The sequence below is a fragment of the Pseudomonas sp. 21 genome (assembly GCF_000955805.1).
Taxonomy (GTDB): Bacteria; Pseudomonadota; Gammaproteobacteria; order Pseudomonadales; family Pseudomonadaceae; genus Pseudomonas.
Window position 1 is genome coordinate 55,122 of record NZ_JYOA01000009.1, and the last position, 15,412, is coordinate 70,533.

The 15,412-nt window shown below is 67.1% G+C and carries 13 protein-coding genes; 6 read left to right on the forward strand and 7 right to left on the reverse strand.

Going from position 1 to position 15,412, the window contains the following annotated elements; all coding sequences use genetic code 11:
- Positions 1-2 precede the first annotated feature (2 nt).
- The 5 genes from UB43_RS21315 to UB43_RS21335 all read right to left on the reverse strand — a co-directional run bounded on the left by UB43_RS21315 (position 3) and on the right by UB43_RS21335 (position 6,058).
- A complete protein-coding gene (locus tag UB43_RS21315) occupies positions 3-1,361 on the reverse strand; it encodes an MFS transporter (RefSeq protein WP_045215055.1) in 1,359 nt (452 codons plus the stop codon).
- A gap of 39 nt (positions 1,362-1,400) precedes the next feature.
- Entirely contained in the window at positions 1,401-2,282 is an 882-nt protein-coding gene (locus UB43_RS21320; protein ID WP_045215058.1) for a MaoC/PaaZ C-terminal domain-containing protein, read from the reverse strand.
- Entirely contained in the window at positions 2,266-4,401 is a 2,136-nt protein-coding gene (locus UB43_RS21325; protein WP_045215061.1) for an acetate--CoA ligase family protein, read from the reverse strand. Before UB43_RS21325 ends, UB43_RS21320 begins: the two co-directional genes overlap by 17 nt.
- A 122-nt stretch (positions 4,402-4,523) precedes the next feature.
- Positions 4,524-5,675: a thiolase gene (locus tag UB43_RS21330; protein WP_045215064.1), complete on the reverse strand. Its 1,152-nt coding sequence runs from the start codon at positions 5,673-5,675 to the stop codon at positions 4,524-4,526.
- On the reverse strand, positions 5,672-6,058 hold the full coding sequence (locus tag UB43_RS21335) for a Zn-ribbon domain-containing OB-fold protein (RefSeq protein WP_045215066.1): 387 nt from the start codon (positions 6,056-6,058) through the stop codon (positions 5,672-5,674). Before UB43_RS21335 ends, UB43_RS21330 begins: the two co-directional genes overlap by 4 nt.
- A 141-nt stretch (positions 6,059-6,199) precedes the next feature.
- Here UB43_RS21335 and UB43_RS21340 point away from each other — a divergent pair, with 141 nt between their 5' ends.
- Positions 6,200-7,015: an IclR family transcriptional regulator gene (locus UB43_RS21340; RefSeq protein ID WP_045215069.1), complete on the forward strand. Its 816-nt coding sequence runs from the start codon at positions 6,200-6,202 to the stop codon at positions 7,013-7,015.
- 396 nt (positions 7,016-7,411) lie between these two features.
- Positions 7,412-8,431: a branched-chain amino acid aminotransferase gene (locus UB43_RS21345; RefSeq protein ID WP_045215071.1), complete on the forward strand. Its 1,020-nt coding sequence runs from the start codon at positions 7,412-7,414 to the stop codon at positions 8,429-8,431.
- A gap of 220 nt (positions 8,432-8,651) precedes the next feature.
- Here the strand turns inward: UB43_RS21345 and UB43_RS21350 are convergent, their stop codons facing one another.
- A complete protein-coding gene (locus UB43_RS21350; protein WP_045215073.1) occupies positions 8,652-11,042 on the reverse strand; it encodes a hybrid sensor histidine kinase/response regulator in 2,391 nt (796 codons plus the stop codon).
- Positions 11,043-11,250: 208 nt separating this feature from the next.
- On the opposite strand from UB43_RS21350, the gene UB43_RS21355 reads away from it, so the two are divergent.
- The 4 genes from UB43_RS21355 (at position 11,251) to UB43_RS21370 (ending at position 14,811) form a co-directional block, all read left to right on the forward strand.
- Entirely contained in the window at positions 11,251-12,048 is a 798-nt protein-coding gene (locus UB43_RS21355) for a hydroxymethylpyrimidine/phosphomethylpyrimidine kinase (RefSeq protein ID WP_045215075.1), read from the forward strand.
- Between the two features lie 34 nt (positions 12,049-12,082).
- Positions 12,083-12,712, forward strand: a complete 630-nt coding sequence (gene thiE, locus UB43_RS21360; protein ID WP_045215077.1) for a thiamine phosphate synthase — start codon at positions 12,083-12,085, stop codon at positions 12,710-12,712.
- Positions 12,713-12,754: 42 nt separating this feature from the next.
- Positions 12,755-14,041: a glutamate-1-semialdehyde 2,1-aminomutase gene (gene hemL / locus UB43_RS21365; RefSeq protein ID WP_045215079.1), complete on the forward strand. Its 1,287-nt coding sequence runs from the start codon at positions 12,755-12,757 to the stop codon at positions 14,039-14,041.
- Positions 14,042-14,268: 227 nt separating this feature from the next.
- Positions 14,269-14,811: a tetratricopeptide repeat protein gene (locus tag UB43_RS21370; protein WP_017521798.1), complete on the forward strand. Its 543-nt coding sequence runs from the start codon at positions 14,269-14,271 to the stop codon at positions 14,809-14,811.
- A 127-nt stretch (positions 14,812-14,938) separates the two neighbouring features.
- Here UB43_RS21370 and UB43_RS21375 read toward each other — a convergent pair whose 3' ends face one another.
- Positions 14,939-15,271: a DUF1820 family protein gene (locus tag UB43_RS21375; protein WP_045215085.1), complete on the reverse strand. Its 333-nt coding sequence runs from the start codon at positions 15,269-15,271 to the stop codon at positions 14,939-14,941.
- Positions 15,272-15,412: the final 141 nt, after the last annotated feature.

The window sequence follows — 15,412 nt, forward strand, 5'->3', positions numbered from 1 at the left end:
GGTCATCGCAGGCTTTCCTCCGTAACGGGTTGGCCCAGCGGGCGGGCAGCGTTGTGCGTCGGTGCACGTGCGGGCGTGCTGGGCGGCGCCGTGCGCGCTTCGCGGTTCGGGTCATACAGGCGGTTGGGGATCATCAGTGCGGGGATCAGGCCGGTGATGACGTAGGTGATGCCCATCACCAGGAAGCCCGCGCCGATGGACACATGCGAGGCCAGCAGGCCGATGGCCGCCGGGGCCACCGCCGCGCCGATGCGGCCGAGGTTGTAGGAGGTGCCGACGGCGGCGCCACGTACCTGGGTGGAGAAGCTCTCGGTCATGTAGGTGGCGAGCACGCCCACCGGTACGCCGTAGATGAAGCCGAACAGCGCGAGGATCCAGACGATGTTGTCCGGGGTGTGCCAGAACACGATCACCGGCATGAAGATGGCGGTGCCGATGGCGCCTGCGGCGAAGGTGGCGCGGCGGCCGAAGCGGTCCGAGGCGATGCCGGCGAGCACCTTGCCGAGGATCATCGCGGTGTAGGTGCCGACCATGTAGCCGGTCATGGACTTGAAGTTCATGCCCAGCTCGCTTTCCAGGTACGAGGGCATCCAGTTGTTGGTGCCGTAGTAGCCGAACAGCAGGAAGCACGAGGTAAGGCTCCACAGCAGGAACATGCGGCGGGTGGACGGATCGACCAGCAACTGGCGCATGCCGCCGCTGGCAGCCGCTTGCTGGCGACCGCTGCTCGCCTGCTGCACCCGTTGCGCACGGGCCGCCAGCCAGGATGGCGACTCCGGCACCCAGGGCCGCAGCGCCAGGCAGATCAGCGCCGCGCCGATGGCGGTGAAGAACAGCGCGCGCCAGCCGTAGTCGGGGATGATCTGCCCGGCAAGAACGGTCGCCACCAGATAGCCCACAGTCCAGCCGGCCTGCATGGTCGCCAGGATGGTGGTGCGGTACTTCGCGGTGACGAACTCGGACATCAGGATGTTGCAGGCTACGAACAGCGAGCCCAGGCCCAGCGAGGAGACGAAGCGGATCAGCGCGAAGGCCCAGAAGTTGTGCGCCAGCCCGAGCAGCGCGGTGCCCAGCGAGAACACCAGGATGGTCCAGGTCACCACCCGCACCCGGCCGAAGCGGTCGCACGCCCAGCCACCGTAGATACCGCCGATGGCCATGCCGGCCAGGGTGATGCTGCCCAGCGAGCCGGCCTCGAAGTTGGAGAGGCCGAACTCCGCCTTCAGGCTGTTCAGGCTGTAGGCGAGGAACATCAGGTCCGCGCCATCGGCGAGCAGACCCAGGAAGCAGAAGAGGAAGGCGATCACCAGGGTCCGCCGCGGGATCGCGGCGCCCTGGGCCAAGCTGTCGGGTGCGTTCATTGTTGTTGTTCTCGCAGGTTGGTTGAGGTCGTCGTCGCGCTAGGCCCGCCCGGCGTGTTCTCCCATCTCCGGGGTCAGGCGCACGCGGCCGTTGTCCAGCACCACCACGTCGCGCTCGACGACGCGGGTGCGGAAGGAGCCGTCATTCCAGATTTCGGTTCGCAGGGTCTCGCCGGGGAAAACCGGTGCGGAGAAGCGCACCTGCAGGTGGGCGAAACGCTCCGCGCGGTAGTCGGCGAAGCCGCGCAGCAACGCGTGGAAGGCCACGCCCAGGGTGCACAGGCCATGCAGGATCGGCCTGGGGAAGCCACCGCGAGCCGCCGCCGCGGGGCTGGCGTGGATCGGGTTGTCGTCGCCGTTCAGGCGGTAGTGCAGCGCCTGCTCGGGGCGGGTCGGCAGGTCGATGACCAGGTCCGGCGCCTGCTCGGGCAGACGGTGCGGCTGGCTCAGCGACTGGCTGTCGCCGCCGAAACCGCCATCGCCGCGCAGGAAGGTGGTGCCGCGGGCAATCGCCAGCACCTCGCCACTCTGCGCATCGCTGACGACCTTCTCGCTGTAGAGCAGCGCGCCCTTGCCGGCGCCCTTGTCGACCAGTCCGGTAACGCGGGTGCGGCCGATCACTTCGCCTTCCACCGGCAGCGGCTTGAGCCATTCGATGCTCTGCTCGCCGTGGACCAGGCGCAGGGCATCGACGCCGGTGTCCGGGTTGCCCAGCCAGAAGCCGGGATGGCCGAGCACGACGGCCATGCAGGGCAGCGCCTGGAGTTCGCGGTTGGCGTCGACGAAGGTCAGCTGGTGCTCGTCCATCGGGTCAGCGCCGAGGCCCACCGACAGCGCGTAGAAGGCGCTGTCGTGACGGCTGAAGCGCTGGCGTACTTCCGGGATCGGGTAGTTCAGCAGGTGCTCAGGATTCAGCGCCATGGGCCACCTCCTCCACTTCCAGCACCGCGTCGGCAGCCCAGGCGCCCTGCCCCTCGGACATGGCGAAGACCGGATTGAGGTCCACCGAACGCAGGCGCGGGCCAGCTTCCGCGGCAAACTGCGAGAGCTGCGCAAGCACGCGCGACAGGGCCCTGATATCGGTCACCGGGCGACCACGGGCGCCCAGCAGCAGCGGCGCGCCCTTGATGCTGCGGATCATCTGCTCGGCCTCGTCGACGCCGAACGGGCAACGACGGAACACCACGTCCTTGAGCACTTCGACGAAGATGCCGCCCAGGCCGAACACCGCCACCGGGCCGAACTGCGGGTCACGCTGGATGCCCATGAAGCACTCGACGCCGCCCTGCAGCTGGCGCGCCACCAGCACACCGTCGAGGCGAGCGTTCGGCGCATGTTCGGCAGCGCGCTGCAGCAGCAGGTCATAGCCCTCGCGCACGGCCTGGGCGCTGCCGACGTTGAGCAGCACGCCGCCGATTTCCGACTTGTGCAGGATGTCCGCCGAGGCGATTTTCAGCACCACCGGGAAGCCGATCTGCTCGGCGAACGCGGCGGCTTCCGCCGCATTCTTCAGCACACGCTCGGGCGCCGATTCGATGCCGGCGCGCGCCAGCAATTGCTTGGCTTCGGCCTCACCGGGCGTGCTGGCCGGCAGCTCGACGCCGCCAGCCGCAGGAATCTTGCGCAGCGGCCGAGCGAAGGCTTCGCCCAGTTGCCCCATGGCCTGGATGGCGCGCACGGCGCGGGTCGGGTCCTCGAACAGGGCGAAGCCGGCCTTCTGGTACGGCGCCAGCTCCTCGCCCTCGCCCATCACCGAGACCACGAACAGGCGGTCCGGGTGGTCGGCCTTGATTCGCGCGAACTGCTCGGCCAGGCGCGGGCCGATGGAGGCGGCGGTGCCGGCCTGGGTGAAGAAGGCGATCAGCGAGCGGTAGCCGCCGTCCACCACCATGGACTCGGTGAAGTCGTGCACCAGGCTCAGGTCGTTGAGGGCCTGGGCCGTGCAGTCCACCGGGTTCAGCGGCGAGGCATAGTGCAGGCGTTGCTTCAGGCGCGCCTGGGCCGCTTCCGGCATCGGCGGCATGGGCAGGCCGAAGTCTTCGGCAGCATCGCTGACGATGATCCCGGCGCCGCCGCTGACGGTGATCATCCCCAGGCTGTTGTTCACCGGGTAGATGCGCTGGGTGGCGAGGTAGGCGATGTCCACCAGTTCCTCGGTGGTGCGCGCGCGGACCACCGCGTAGTCGGCCAGCACTGCGTCGAGCACCTTGTCGTCGCCCGCCAGGGAAGCGGTGTGCGACATGGCCGCGCGACCGCCCAGCTCACTGCGCCCGACCTTGTGCAGGATCACCGGCTTGCCGGCGCGGTGGGCCGCTTCGAGCGCGGCGAGGAAGCTGTCGACGTTGCGGATGGATTCGGCGTAGGCCATCACCACGTCGACCTCCGGCGATTCCACCAGCCAGCCGATGGCGTCGCCCAGGGTGACGTCGGCCTCGTTGCCGGTAGCGACGCAGATCGGCGTGCCCAGCCCGCGCTGCCGCGACAGGCCCAGCAGGTGCGCGCCGTAGGCGCCGGACTGGGTGGCGATGCCGACGCGCCCGGCCAGCGGGATGCCGCGCTCCAGGCTGGTGGAGAAGAAGGCGTAGTAGCCCAGGTTGGCGTTGAACACGCCCAGGGCGTTCGGCCCCAGCAGGCGCATGTTCGCCGCGCGGGCGGCTTCGACGATGGCGTCCTGCATGGCCACGCCTTCCTCGCCGACCTCGCTGAAGCCCGAGGAGAACACGATGGCGCTGCGCGCCCCTTTGCGGCCCAGTGCCTGGACGGTTTCCAGCACCTGCGGTGCCGGCACCGCGATGATCGCCACGTCCGGCGCCTCGGGCAGTGCATCGACACTGGCATAGGCCGGCAGGCCCTGGATCTCGGTGCGGTTGGGGTTGACCGGCAGGATGCGCCCGGTAAAGCCGTTGCGCAGCATGTAGGCGATGGGGCGGCCACCGATGCGGTGCGGGTCGCTGGAGGCGCCGACCACGGCGACCGAGCGCGGCTGGATCAGCGGGGTAAGGCTGGCGAAGGCTGTGTGTTGCAAGTGACTCACTGACATGACGTTCCACCTGAACAGATAACGGGTGCCGGACGAGGCCGTCCCGGCGCGAGGGCGAACGCGTCCACGGCGGGCCGCCTGCTTATCGCAAGCGGCCACCGGGAGGGCGTCTTGCCCGGATTTCAGAGCACGTTCTGGGTGCCGAGCAGCGCGGTGACCTGGCTGGACAAGGTGCCGCCGTTGCCATGCAGCAGCGCCACGTCGGCTTTCTTCAACTGGCGCTCACCGGCCTGGCGGCGCAGTTGGGTGACCGCCTCGATGATCAGGAACATGCCGTACATGCCCGGATGCACACAGGACAGCCCGCCGCCGTTGGTGTTCACCGCCAGCTCGCCGCCGGGGGCGATGCGTCCGCCCTGGACGAAGCGGCCGCCCTCGCCCTTCGGGCAGAAGCCGAGGTCTTCGAGGAACAGGATCGTATTGATGGTGAAGGCGTCGTAGACCATCACGAGGTCGATGTCCGAGTGCTGCACGCCGGCCATCTGCATGGCGCGCGGACCACTCTCGGAAGCGGCCGTGACGGTGAGGTCGGGCATGGCAACGATGGAGCGGTGCCACTGCGCGCCGGCCGCGCCGAGGAAGTAGATCGGCGCCTTGGGCAGGTCCCGCGCACGCTCGGCGCGCACCATCACACAGGCGCCACCGCCGTCGGTGACCAGGCAGCAGTCGGCCTTGCTCAGCGGGTCGCTGACCATCCGCGCAGCGAGCACGTCATCGATGCTCAGCGGGCCACGGGCGAAGGCCTCGGGGTTGAGGTTGGCCCAGCCCCGCGCGGCCACGGCCACTTCGGCCAGGTGCTCGCGGCTGGTGCCGTATTGATGCATGTGCCGGCTGGCAGCCAGCGCGTAGGCGGTGATCGGGTGGCGCGGCTGGTAGGGCGTTTCGTGCCACTGCGGCTCGCTCATCGATACCAGCTTGCCGCCGGCGGTGCGCTGGTTGGAGCCGTAGCAGATCAGCGCCGCGTCACACAGGCCGGCCTCCAGGGCCAGCGTCGCCTGCAGCAGATGCAGCTCGAAGCTGGAGCCGCCGACATTGGTGCCATCGACGAACTTCGGTTTGATGCCCAGGTATTCGCAGACCGAGAGGGTCGGGAAGGCGTGGGAGCTGGTGGCCGAGAACACCGCGTCGATGTCCGAGAGCGCAAGCCCTGCATCGGCGATGGCTTTCATCGAGGCCTGGCCGAGCAGTTCCATGGCGCTGTAGCCGTGGGCTTCGCCGATACCGGCGCTGCCGATGCCGACGATGGCGGTCTTGCCGCGCAGGACCTGGCTCATGCCTGCACCTCCGCGAGGGGCTCGAAGACGACGACGGCGCCACTCTCCTGCTGGGCGATGCGCGCCTTGACGCGGGTGCCGATGGGCAGGCTGAGGTGCCCTTCGATACGCGACATCATGCGCACGCCTTCATCCAGGTCGATCAGGGCGACGTTGTAGTCACCGCTGCGGGCGCGATTGACGGTCAGGGCATAGAGGGTGCCCAGGCCACTGGCGGGAACCCATTCCAGGTCCGTTTCGCCGCTGCCGGGCACCTGGGTGCGCGGGTAGAACACGTGCCGGCCGGTGGAGGCGCTGCGCTGCAACATGAAGCGACCCTGGGCGAGGAAGGCGAGGTACTGCGCCTCGGGCCCTGGCATGCTGCGGTCGGGGAAATCCACCATTGAGGTTTCTCCTTTGTTCTTGTTCTGCCTTTGTTGCAAAGTGCGTTACCGCCCATGCCAAGCCAGCTTCACGGAAGCCGTTGCAGGCGTCGCAGGGCCAGAATACATTCACAATACTGAATGTCAATCAGAATACAGAATATGACCACTGAAAAGACCGTCGAAGAAGCCAGCAACAAACGCACCGGCAGCGCCAAGGATGTCGGCGCCGTGGTGAACGCCATCCAGATCCTGCGCCACCTGGCCAACGCCGAAGGCCCCGAGGGCGCAACCGCCATCGCCCGCGCCACCGGCATCAGCCCGAGCACCACCTTCAATATCCTGCGCACGCTGAGCAACGAGCAGCTGACCTCGTTCGACAACGAGACCAAGACCTATCGCCTGGGCCTGGGCCTGTCGGAGCTGGCGGTGAGCTTCATCGGGCGCAGCTATGCCGACCTTATCCAGCCGGAACTGGAACGCCTGAGCACCAGCCACAACATCCTGATCACCCTGTGGCAGGTCACCGACGACGCACACATCCGCGTGATCGCGGTCTCCGCACCGACCGTGGCGCACGTCAACGTCGCCGTCGGCTCGCGCCTGCCGGAACTGGTCGGCGCCGCCGGCCGCTGCATCGCCGGCCTGCGCAACCTGCCGGACGACGAGCTGCGCCGCCGCCTGACCCGCGTGCGCTGGGAGAGCCCGCCGAGCTTCGAGGAATACCGCAGCGATGCCGCCGCCACCCTGGAGCGCGGCTGGGCCATCGACCAGGACCACCTCTACCGCGGCGTCAGCATGGTCGCCAGCGCGATCATCGACCACGACCGCCAGCCACGCTTCATCATTTCCGGCATCGGCATCAGCGCCCAACATGAGCGCGAGAAGCTCGAGCAGATCGGCGCCAGCCTGCACGAGACGGCCCGCTTCATCAGCCGCTCGCTGTTCCCCCAGGGGAATCCCAGCCAGCCGGAATGACGGAAAATTCATTCAGCATACGAAATGACATTCATATAAATGTCTTTTTTCAGCTGAGTGCACGCCCGAAACCAACAGGGGGCCAGCAAAGTCCGCCTCCGGACAGGGCATTGCCGCCCGCAACCCTGCACCGGGGTCGCTCGGTTCCCGATGCGACTGATGGCAGCGATATTCGCAGCCAGGCCCCCACAGCCGCGAATATCGCCGGTATCATGGCAAGTCCTGGTGGAGTCCTGGCGGTACCATCAAGCGGGGGACGTCGCTCCCCCCGCGTAGCGGAATCCTGGTGATTCAGGCAGCGCCCGCCGTCAGGGTCCCGAAATCACCATGCGGATGCTCGCCCGCCATGCCCTGGCAGACGAATGGCCGCAGGCAATCCCATTGAATGAGGCAACCATGGAACAGAAAGACATCGATTGGGGCGCGCTCGGATTCGATTACATCAAGACCGACTTCCGCTACATCTCCCACTGGCGCGATGGTCTGTGGGACGACGGCAAGCTGACCGAAGACAACACCCTGCACATCAGCGAGGGCTCCTCGGCCCTGCATTACGGCCAGCAGTGCTTCGAAGGCCTGAAGGCCTACCGCTGCAAGGACGGCTCGATCAACCTGTTCCGCCCGGACCAGAACGCCGCGCGCATGGCCCGCAGCTGCGCTCGCGTACTGATGCCGCAAGTCTCGGAAGAGCAGTTCATCGACGCCTGCCGCCAGGTCGTGCGCGCCAACGAGCGCTTCATTCCCCCGTACGGTTCCGGCGGTGCGCTGTACCTGCGCCCGTTCGTGATCGGCGTGGGCGACAACATCGGCGTGCGCCCGGCTCCGGAATTCATCTTCTCGGTGTTCTGCATCCCGGTCGGCGCCTACTTCAAGGGCGGCATGAAGCCCCATGACTTCGTGATCTCCACCTACGACCGCGCCGCGCCCAACGGCACCGGCGCCGCCAAGGTCGGTGGCAACTACGCCGCCAGCCTGATGCCGGGCGCCCAGGCCAAGAAAGACGGCTTCGCCGACTGCATCTACCTCGACCCGGCCACCCACAGCCGCATCGAGGAAGTGGGCTCGGCCAACTTCTTCGCCATCACCCACGACAACGAGTTCGTCACCCCGCGCTCCAGCTCGGTACTGCCGGGCATTACCCGCCTGTCGCTGATGCAACTGGCCGAACAGCGCCTGGGCCTGAAAGTGGTCGAAGGCGACGTGCAGATCGACGACCTGGCCCGCTTCAAGGAAGCCGGCGCCTGCGGTACCGCAGCGGTGATCACCCCGATCGGCGGCATCCAGTACAAGGACAACCTGCACGTGTTCTTCAGCCGCGAAGACGTCGGCCCGGTGACCCGTCGCCTCTACGAAGAGCTGACCGGCATCCAGAAGGGTGACGTGGAAGGCCCGCAAGGCTGGGTCGTCAAGGTCTGAGCCTGACTACTCGCTGAAACGCAAACGCCGCGATACCGAAAGGGATCGCGGCGTTTTTCATTCGATTGTGCGCAGGAGTCATCACTCCGCCGCACGGACCGTTCGCGAGCAAGCNCGCTCCTACGAAGAGCGCGCCGGAGCAGGCCTGTAGGAGCGAGCTTGCTCGCGAACCGAATGGCACGAGGCTATCGCAGACGAAGCCCCCGCACAGGACCGAACCTCAGGCCGGGCTGGGCAGTGCCGGCTGGCACAGCAGCCAGTCGTGCAGCAGCGCCTGCAGCTCCTCGAACTTCACCGGCTTGGCCATGTAGTCGCTCATCCCCGCCGCCAGGCAGCGCTCACGGTCGCCGCTGTGGCTGTGAGCCGTGATCGCCAGTACCGGCAGGTCGGCGCACCGCGGCAACGTGCGGATCGCCCGGCAGGTCGCGAAGCCGTCCATCACCGGCATCTGGCAGTCCAGCAGCACGGTGTCGATGGCTTCCCGGCGCAGCAGTTCGATGGCCTCGGCGCCGTTGTCGGCCGTGCGTACGCGATAGCCGAGCTTGAGCAGCATGCCGCGGATCACCAGTTGGTTGATGGCGTTGTCTTCCACCACCAGCACGGTGCACTGGTCAGGGCTGCGCAGCACCTGGCCGCCCGCGCGACGCGGCGGCGGGGCGATGCCCTGCACCGGCTGGCCGACCTGCAGCTCCAGGGCGAAGCGACTGCCCTGCCCCGGCACGGATTCGTGGGTCAGCGTGCCACCCAGCAGCGCGACCAGCTTGCGGGTGAGCGCCAGGCCAATACCGAGGCCGCCGTACTCGCGGGTCAGAGACCCGTCGAGCTGGAAGAAGCGCTGGTACAGCGCGCCATCCGGCGGAGTGGAGAAACCGATGCCGCTATCCTGCACCTCGATGCGCAGCACCAGGCCTTCATTGTTCGGCACACCCTCCACCCGCAGGTGCACGCCACCCTGGTGGGTGAACTTGATGGCATTGTCGATCAGGTAGCCCAGCGCCTGGGTCAGCTTGCCGGCGTCGCCTTCAAGGGTGTCCGGCAGGCTCTCGTCCAGTTGCAGGACGAAGCGCAGCCCGCGCTCCTCGGCACGCGGCGCGTACTGAGCGCGCAGGCCGTCGCACAGGCCGCGCAGGCTGAAAGGCTCGCGGCGCGGGTAGAGCTTGCCGGCCTGCAGCTCGATCAGCGCGAGGATGTCGTTGACCATGCGCATCATGTCGCGCGCCGAACCGGTGGCGGTCTTGTGGTACTGCGCCAACTCGATGTCCATGGGCACCGTCTGCATCAGCTCCAGCGAGCCGATCACCCCGCTCATGGGCGTGCGCAGTTCATGGGTGACGGTGGCGAGGAATTCGTCCTTCAGGCGGTTGCTGCTGGCCAGCTCCAGGTTCAGCTGTTCCAGTTTGCGGCTGGTTTCCTGGAGGATGCGCGTGCGCTCCTCCTTCATGGCATTGATGCGGTCCGCCAGTGCCAGGGACAGCAGGCCGACCTCCAGCGCCGAACCGATCTGGCTGGCGTACATGGTGAGGAAGATGTTGGGCAGGAAGCCCAGCACCATCAGCGTGTTGATGACCCCGCCGAGCAGGAATGCGCTCCAGGCGAAGATGAAGTAACGCGCCACGCGCATGCCGCGCAGCCAGGCGACGATGCCGGCGGTGAAGATCACCACGGTGAAGGCCAGCGCCAGGTAGGTGGCCAGCCGCAGGGCGATGGCGTAGCTGACAGTCAGCGCCAGCACCATCACCAGCGCGCCGACGCCCATCAGTACGCGCAGGATGCGGTCGATCCACAGGCTGTGCTCGCGGGTATGCAGGAAGCTACGGGCGAACTGGCAGCCGAAGAGACCGGCCGAGCCGATCAGGAACGGCGTGGCGGCGTTGGCCCACCAGGGATTGTTCGGCCAGAAGTACTCGATGCCGGCGCCATTGACCGAGATCTGGTAGAAGCCGAACGAGGCTATATAAAGGATGTAATAGAGATAGCTGGTGTCGCGGACGCTGAGGAAGATGAACAGGTTGTAGATCAGCATCACCAGCAGCACGCCATAGATGATGCCCAGCACATAGATGCGCCCCGGCTGCTCTTCCAGGTAGGCCTTGGACGACCAGAGCGTCAGCGGCGCCTGGATCGAGCCCTGGCTTTCCAGGCGCAGGTAGACGCGCAGCGGCTTGCCCGGCTCCAGCTTGAGGTCGAACAGGTAGTTGTTCTGGCGGATCGGCCGGCTGCCGAACGGCAGGGTGTCGCCGGTGCGCTGGGCCAGCCTGAAACCGCCCTGGCCGTCGGGCAGGTACAGGTCGAGCTTGTCCAGCGGCGGGTAGGCCAGCTCCAGCAGCCAATTGGCCGGGTCGCTCGAGGCCTTGGGCTGGTAGTCCAGGTCCAGGCGCAACCAGAACACCGAGCGCGAATAGCCGGCATTGAGCACGTCGCGCTCATGGTGGCGGAAACTGGCGGCCAGCGCCGGCGAGCTGATCTCGGCGATATCGGCCGTGCCGCGCACGTCCTCGAAGACATCCATCGCCCGCCCGAGCGGCAATTGCCCGACGCGCTCGTCGAAGCTGATGGCGCTCGCCACTGGCGAGAGGATGAGAAGGATCAGGAAGATCAGCCAGTGCCGCATGGTGCCCCGCAGTGCCGCCGACAGCTGCGCCGGAGATCCCCATCCCCTGCCTTGGCGCGCCGTGGAGGCGTTGTGTTGGAATCGGCGAACTCTAGCACAGGCCTTGTGCCCCGTGGCATTCGACCATTCGGGCAGGGCGTGGCCGGGCGATGGGCATTGGACCGTTCGGTCAGCTCAGCAGCGCATTTTGGTGATAAGCTCCCGCGCCATGAAAACACCTGCCTCCCGTCCCGTAGTGCTCTGCCTGTCCGGCCACGACCCCAGTGGCGGTGCCGGCCTGCAGGCCGATATCGAAGCCCTGATCGCCCAAGGCTGCCACGCGGCGCCCACCGTCACCGCACTGACCGTTCAGGATACCGTCAACGTTTCCGACTTCCGCGTGCTCGACCGCGAGTGGGTGCTGGCCCAGGCCAACGCGGTGATCGCCGACCTGCCGGTGGCGGCGGTCAAGCTGGGCATGCTCGGCTCGGTGCAGATGGTCGACACGGTCGTCGAGATCATGCAATCCCTGCCGGGCATCCCGCTGGTCTGCGACCCGGTGCTGCGTGCCGGTGGCGGCGGCTCGCTGGGCAAGGACGACGTCGGCTACGCCATGCGCGAGCGCCTGCTGCCGATTGCCGCAGTGGCCACGCCTAACCTGCCCGAGGCGCGCATCCTCGCCGAGCTGCCCGAAGGCACAGCGGACGAGTGCGCCGACAAGCTGCTGCCTTATATCCAGACCCTGCTGATCACCGGCGGCCATGGCGACGAATCCGAGGTGCACAATCGCCTGTACACCCGCGACGGCCAGCGCCACACCTTCACCTGCCAGCGCCTGCCGGGCAGCTACCACGGTTCGGGCTGCACCCTGGCGAGCACCCTCGCCGGCCGCCTGGCCCTGGGCGAGGAACTGGTGAGCGCGGTACGCAGCGCCCTGGACTACACCTGGCGCACCCTGCGCGACGCGGAAGCGCCCGGCCACGGCCAGTATGTGCCGCGCCGCCTGCCGCTGGACTATTGCAACTGATTCACTGATCAACCGTACGAAGATCGAGGCACCGATGAAACTGCGCGGACTCTACGCCATCACCGACAGCCAGCTGCTCGACGGCGGCCGCCTGCTGCCCTACGTCGAAGCCGCCCTGAAAGGCGGCGCCAAGCTGCTGCAGTACCGCGACAAATCCGACGACGCCTCGCGCCGCCTGCGCGAAGCCGAGGCCCTGCGCGAGCTCTGCGCGCGCTACGGCGCCACGCTGCTGATCAACGACGACGCCGAACTGGCCGCGCGCCTGGGCGTCAGCGTGCACCTGGGGCAGACCGACGGATCGCTGGCCGCGGCCCGCGCCCTGCTCGGCCGCGACGCGGTCATCGGCGGCACCTGCCACGCCAGCCTGGAGATGGCCGAGCAGGCCATCGCCGAGGGCGCCAGCTACGTCGCCTTCGGCCGCTTCTTCGCCTCCCAGACCAAACCCGGCGCGTCCGCCGCCAGCCTCGAACTGCTGGAACAGGCCAAGGCCCGCTTCAACGTGCCGCTGGTGGCCATCGGCGGCGTGACCCTGGATAACGCGCCGGAGCTGATCGCCCGCGGCGCCGACATGATCGCCGTGATCCACGCCCTGTTCGCCGCCGACTCCCCGGCCGAAGTCGAACAACGCGCGCGCGCCTTCAGCCAACTCTTCGAAACCCGCTGAGCGCCCACGCGCCCAGCCCTTCACAGCTTCGCGAGGTACACCATGTCCCGTTCCGAAACGCTTTTCGCCAATGCCCAGAAACACATCCCCGGTGGCGTGAACTCGCCGGTGCGCGCGTTCAAGAGCGTCGGCGGCACCCCGCTGTTCTTCAAGCATGCGGAAGGCGCCTACGTGGTGGACGAGGATGACAAGCGCTACGTCGACTACGTCGGCTCCTGGGGCCCGATGATCCTCGGCCACAGTCACCCGGACGTCCTCGACGCGGTGCGCAAGCAACTCGACCACGGCCTGTCCTACGGCGCGCCGACCGCGCTGGAAGTAGAAATGGCCGATCTGGTCTGCTCCCTGGTGCCGTCGATGGACATGGTCCGCATGGTCAGCTCCGGCACCGAAGCCACCATGAGCGCCATCCGCCTGGCGCGCGGCTACACCGGCCGCGACAGCATCATCAAGTTCGAGGGCTGCTACCACGGCCACTCCGACAGCCTGCTGGTGAAAGCCGGCTCCGGCGCCCTGACCTTCGGCGTGCCGAACTCCCCTGGCGTGCCGGCGGCCTTCGCCAAACACACGCTGACCCTGCCCTACAACGACATTGCCGCCGTCGAGAAGACCCTGGCCGAAGTCGGCAAGGACGTGGCCTGCATCATCGTCGAGCCGGTCGCCGGCAACATGAACTGCGTGCCGCCGGCACCGGGCTTCCTCGAAGGCCTGCGCCGCCTGTGCGACCAGCACGGCGTGGTACTGATCTTCGACGAAGTGATGACCGGCTTCCGCGTGGCCCTGGGCGGCGCCCAGGCGCACTACGGCATCACCCCGGACCTGTCGACCTTCGGCAAGATCATCGGCGGTGGCATGCCGGTGGGCGCCTTCGGCGGCAAGCGCCAGATCATGGAGCAGATCTCCCCGCTCGGCCCGGTCTACCAGGCCGGCACCCTGTCGGGCAACCCGCTGGCCATGGCCGCCGGCCTGACCACCCTGCGCCTGATCAGCCGCCCCGGCTTCCACGACGAGCTGACCACCTACACCACCCGCATGCTGCAAGGCCTGCAGGAGCGCGCCGACGCCGCCGGCATCCCCTTCGTGACCACCCAGGCGGGTGCCGCGATGTTCGGCCTGTACTTCACCGGCGCCGATGCCATCGTCACCTTCGACGACGTGATGACCAGCGATGCGGAACGCTTCAAGCGCTTCTTCCACCTGATGCTGGACGCCGGCATCTACCTGGCCCCAAGCGCCTTCGAGGCCGGCTTCACCTCCATCGCCCACGGCGAAACCGAGCTGAAGCTGACCCTGGACGCTGCCGAGCGCGCTTTCGCCGCCCTGAAGTAAAGCCTCCCGCGAAGGCGCCCAGACGGGCGCCTTCTGCTCTAAACCGAGGCTTTCGCAGCGTTACGCCGGCGCTACGCCCACTCGGCCGCCGCTGGCGTTTCCAGTAAAAAAACAGAAAAGAAGGTAAAGACTTTGTAAGGAAGCGCCCGCTTATTTCATAATGTGAAGGCTGGCGCATTTCGCTGGCCGGGTTTTACCCGCCCCGATCCTGGAGGCCGTTTCTCCCCATGTACCGTTCCGGTCGCACCCTGCTGGGTTGCCTGTTGCTCGCACTGCCCCTGTTCACTCAGGCGGGCGGCAACTCGCTGCTGATTCCAGCTACCGGACGCTGCACCCTGAACACCGTGCCCGAGCAGCTGCAACAGGCCCTGGCCAGCTGCCAGCAGGCCGCCAACGCCGGCGACGCACAGGCACAGTTCGAACTGGGGGAGTTCTTCTATACCGGCGAACGCGCCCCGCGCGACTTCCAGGCCGCCCTGCACTGGTACGAGAAGGCTTCGCTGCAAGGCCACGCCGATGCACAACTGCGCCTGGGTACCATGTTCTTCCGTGGCGAAGGTGTGAAGGCCAACAACGTGCAGGCCTACATCGTGCTGAAGATGGCCGCGGTCAACGGCGCCGAAGACGCCATGGACAGCGCCGACCTGGTCGCCGAGCAGATGAACAAGGACGAGCTGGACATCGCCACCAAGGTGCTCGGGCAGATTTTCCGCAACTACCTGATCGAACTGCAGACCGCCGGCAACTCGCCGTTCTCGCCGCTGCCCTGAGTCGCACGCCAGCCTCCCACGCGCTGTAGCAACGAGCTTGCTCGCGAACAGGGCTCTACGGCTGATTTCGGTGCTGAGCGGTTCGCGAGCAAGCTCGCTCCCACGAAGAACTAAGTACGCTGATGAATCAGCTGTCCTTGCCGGGCATCGGCATGGGGAACGGCATCACGTTGCCGGTGATCTTGGCCTCGCTGATCTTCGCGGTGCCCAGGCGCTCCACCTCGTCGATGCGGATGATCGAGTGCAGCGGCACGAAGCTGCGGATGACGCCGTCGAATTGCGCCTTGAGCTTCTCCTCGCTGGGGTCGACCACCACCTGGGTGCGTTCGCCGAAGACGAACTCCTCGATCTCCAGGAAGCCCCACAGATCGCTTTGGTAGATCTGCTTGGCGTACATCTCGTACACCTGGCCCTGGTTGAGGAAGACCACCTTGTAGATCGGGTTCTCGCGCTTGCTCATGAACGAAGGATGACAGCTTTGCAAAAAGGGCACGAAGGATAGCACAGCCGCGCGGCCTCCAGGCCGTCCTTCGACCGGCCCGGTGGCAGACGCCTCGCCCCGGGCTTATAATGCGCGGTCATTTTTTAACCAGACCAAGAA